The following is a 4,589-nucleotide window of genomic DNA, read 5'->3' on the forward strand; positions in this document are numbered from 1 at the left end:
GCGCCAACCCGTCCAACAACTCGCCACGATCGGCCCCGAGCACCACCGCACGATGCTCGAAGCTGGACCGACCCGCCAACGACCACCCCACATCAGCAGCCGCCAACTGCGCGCGCCCACCGACGAATTCAGCCAACCGCCCCGCCTGCAGAGCCAACGCTGCCACACTCTTGGCCGAGACCACCCAGGGCACCACCACCGGCTCCACCACCGGCTCCACCGGTTCCACCGGCACAGCAGCCTCGATGATCACGTGCGCATTGGTGCCACTGATCCCGAACGACGACACCCCCGCCCGACGCACCCGACCGTTCACCGGCCAGGGTTGAGCCTCGGTCAACAACGACACCGACCCCGCCGACCAATCCACATGCGGGCTGGGCTCATCGACATGCAACGTCGCCGGCAACACCTCATGGCGCATCGCCTGCACCATCTTGATCACCCCGGCCACCCCCGCCGCGGCCTGCGTGTGACCCATATTCGACTTGATCGACCCCAACCACAGGGGCTGCTCCGACGCACCCCGATCCTGCCCATACGTCGCCAACAGCGCCTGCGCCTCAATCGGATCACCCAACGTCGTCCCGGTGCCGTGCCCCTCGACGGCATCCACCTCAGCAGCGCTCAACCCTGCACTAGACAACGCCGCCCGCACCACCCGCTGCTGCGACGGACCATTGGGCGCGGTCAACCCATTCGACGCACCGTCCTGATTGACCGCACTACCCCGCACCACCGCCAACACCGGATGCCTCAACCGCTGCGCATCCGACAACCGCTCCACGACCAGCATCCCGCCGCCCTCGGAGAATCCGGTGCCGTCGGCCGCTCCGGCGAATGCCTTGCACCGGCCATCCGTCGACAGCCCGCGCATGCGGCTGAACTCGACGAAGATGTCGGGGGTGGCGTTGACGGTGACGCCGCCGGCCAGGGCCAGGTCGCACTCGCCCGAGCGCAGCGACTGCACCGCCATGTGCAACGCCACCAACGACGACGAACACGCCGTGTCGACCGAGACCGCCGGGCCTTCCAGCCCGAACACGTACGACACCCGCCCCGACGCGACACTGGAAGATTGCCCGGTCAGCCGGAAACCCTCCGCGGCTGGTGCGGCGCCCATGCCATAGCCCTGGGTGTACACCCCGGCGAACACTCCGGTGGCACTGCCACGCAACGTGCCGGGCTCAATTCCTGCTCGCTCCATGGCTTCCCACGACAGTTCGAGGAAGAGGCGTTGCTGGGGATCCATTGCCAGCGCCTCGGTCGGCGCTATGCCGAAGAACGACGGATCGAAATCCCCGACGCCATCGACGAAGCCGCCGGTGCGGGTGTAGCAGGAGCCGGCGACGTCCGGGTCGGGATTGAACAGCCCGGCAAGGTCCCAGCCGCGGTCGGTGGGGAACTCGGTGAGCACATCGCGGCCCTGAGACACCATGTCCCACAAGTCTTCCGGCGAGTTGACTCCGCCCGGGTAGCGGCACGCCATCCCGACGACCGCGATCGGATCGTCGCCGGTGGCGCGCACCGCAGCCACAGCTTTGACTTCCTGTGGGAGGCCGGCGAGTTCGCTGCGGAAGTATGCGGCCAGTCGGCTCGGTGTCGGGTAATCGAAGATCAGCGTCGGCGAAAGTGCCAAGCCGGTGGCGGCCTTGAGCCGGTTGCGCATCTCGACCGCGCTCAGCGAGTCAAAGCCCAACTCCTGGAACGCCTTGTCCGGATCGATCGCCTCGGGTGTGGTGTTGCCGAGCACGGTGGCGATGTGTGAGCGCACCAGGTCCAGCAGCACGGCGTGCTGCTCCTCCTCTGACAACCCGTGCAAGCGGTGCGCCAGGGCCGATTTGGACTTGGTGGCGGCCAGCGAGTCGTCGACCTGGCGGCGGGTGGACGTCGTGATGAGGTCGGCGAACATCGGCGGCACCACTGCGGCGTTGGCGCGCAGCGCCGCGAGGTCGATGTGGGCCGGCAGCAGGAACGGCTCGTCGACGATCATGGCGGTGTCGAAGAGCTGCAGCGCTTCGGCCGATGACAGAGCTTTGACGCCGGTTCGCGCCAAGCGGGCCCGCCCGGCGGCATCGAGCCCGCCAGTCATGTCGCTGGCTTGGTCCCACAGGCCCCAGCCCAACGAGATCGCCGGCAGACCATGAGCGCGGCGATGCACGGCCAACGCGTCGAGGAACGAATTGGCCGCCGAGTAATTGCCCTGACCCGACGACCCCACCACCCCGGCCATCGACGAGAACATCACAAACGCCGACAGGTGCAGATCACGGGTCAACTCATGCAGATGCCAGGCCGCATCCACCTTGGCCCGCAACACCGCATCCACCCGCTCCGGGGTTAACGACGTCACCACCGCATCGTCGAGCACACCGGCGGCGTGAATCACGGCGGTCAACGGCGCCTGGATGTCGGCGATCACTTTTTCCAGCGCCGCGCGGTCAGCCACATCACCGGCTACCACCGACACCTCAGCACCGGCGGCGCTCAGTTCAGCTGCCAGTTCGGCGGCACCGGACGCGTCCGGCCCACGCCGGCTCAGCAACACCACGTTTCGGGCGCCGTGGTGATTGACCACGTGACGCGCCAACGCCGACCCCGCCATTCCGGTGCCACCGGTGATCAACACGGTGCCCGAACCCAGCACGCCACCTGGCGTAGATGGAAGAGTCAGGACGACCTTGCCGATATGCCGCGCCTGACTCAGATACCGCAACGCCGCCACGGCCCGTCGCACATCGAATGTCGTCACCGGCAACGGCCGCAGCACTCCGGCGTCGAAGAGTTCGGCGAGTTCGAGCATGTATTGGTGCATGCGGTTGCGGCCCGGTTCGAACAAGTCGAAGGCGCGGTAGCGCACACCCGGGTGCTGGTCGGCGACCACACCGGGGTCGCGGATGTCGGTCTTGCCCATCTCGAGAAACACTCCACCGGGCGCGACGAGCCGCAGCGACGCGTCAACGAACTCACCGGCCAGCGAGTCCAGCACCACATCCACCCCGTGCCCACCGGTCACCGACCGGAACTTGTCCTCGAAATCCAGGCTGCGGGAATCAGCGATGTGGTCCTCGTCGAAACCCATCGCCCGCAACGTGTCCCACTTGCCGCGACTTGCGGTGGCGAACACCTCCAACCCAAGATGCCGGGCCAACTGCACCGCAGCCATCCCGACCCCACCGGCGGCCGCGTGCACCAGAACCCGCTGACCGGGCCGCACGTCGGCCAGCTGAACGAAGGCGTAGTAAGCGGTAGTGAAAACCGCTGAGATGGCGGCGGCTTCGGCGTAGGACCAGTCCGATGGCATCGGAAGCAGCAGTCGCACGTCGCCGGCGACCAGGGTGCCGCTGCCGTCGGGGAAGAAGCCGTACACGTCGTCTCCGACGGCGAATTCGGTGACTCCGGGGCCGACTTCGACAACAACGCCGGCGGCTTCGCCGCCGATCAACGCGTCGTGGGTGAACATGCCCAGGGTGATCATGACGTCGCGGAAGTTGGTGGCGATGGCGCGCACCGCGACGCGGACCTGGCCGGGTTCCAGCGCTGCGTCGGCGTTGGGGACGGGCTCCAGTTGCAGGTTTTCGAAAGTGCCCGCACTGGACAGACCCAGCCGCCATGGCCCGTCGGCCGGCGGCACCAGGATGCCGTCGACCGCGCGGCTACTTTGCACCCGCGCGGTGTGGACGACTCCGCTGCGCAGCACCACCTGCGGCTCAGCCGTCGCCAGCACCCGGGCGACCGCTGAATCATCCAGCGCTGCGTCGGAATCCATCAGCACGATGCGACCCGGGTGCTCGGTCTGGGCGGAGCGGACCAAGCCCCACACCGCCGCGCCCGCCAGATCAACAACATCTTCGCCGGGCAACGCGACCGCGCCGCGCGTTGCGACCAGCAGCACGCCGGAGTCGCGCTCGGTCAACCAGGACTGCGCGGCGGCCAGCGCTTCGTGGGTGCGCCGGTAGGTTTCGCTGACCGGATCGCCTTCGCTCGCAACGGATGTGAAGACATCGTGGGCCGGCGTTTCAGCGTGCGATGCCGGCGATGCCGGTGACCACACCAGCTCGAACAGCCGGTCGGCGCCTGACCCCGTGACCGCCGCCATCAACTGCTGCTGGGATACCGGACGAGCGGTCATCGAAGCCACCGACAACACCGGCAACCCCAGCCCGTCGGCCAACTCCACCGACACCGCCGACGGGCCCACCGGCGCGATTCGCGCCCGCACCGACGACGCGCCGGCCGCGTGCAGCGACACGCCCTCCCATGCGAACGGCAGCGCCACGTCCGTACCGTCGTGGGCGGCGAGCAAAGCGTGCAGCGATGCGTCCAGGACGGCCGGGTGCACACCGAATCCCGTTGTGCCGCCAGCGCTTTGCGGCAGTGAGACTTCAGCGAACAGTTCGTCACCACGGCGCCACACGGCGGTCAGGCCCTGAAACGCCGGTCCATAGCCGTAGCCGGTTGCCGCCAACCGGTCGTAGAGTGCGGTGACGTCGACCGGCTCGGCGCCCACCGGCGGCCACGCCGACAGGTCGGCAGCGGGCTCGGCGGTGGCGGAGCTGAGCACGCCCTCGGCGTGCAGAACCCAAGTG

1 protein-coding gene is annotated in these 4,589 nt (G+C 68.3%); it reads right to left on the reverse strand.

All coding sequences use genetic code 11. From position 1 onward, the window contains the following. Positions 1–4,589 (reverse strand): SDR family NAD(P)-dependent oxidoreductase (locus WA317_RS15640; protein WP_425173896.1); only part of this gene is annotated, 4,589 nt, incomplete at both ends.

It is taken from the genome of Mycobacterium sp. (assembly GCF_049802695.1).
Taxonomy (GTDB): Bacteria; Actinomycetota; Actinomycetes; order Mycobacteriales; family Mycobacteriaceae; genus Mycobacterium.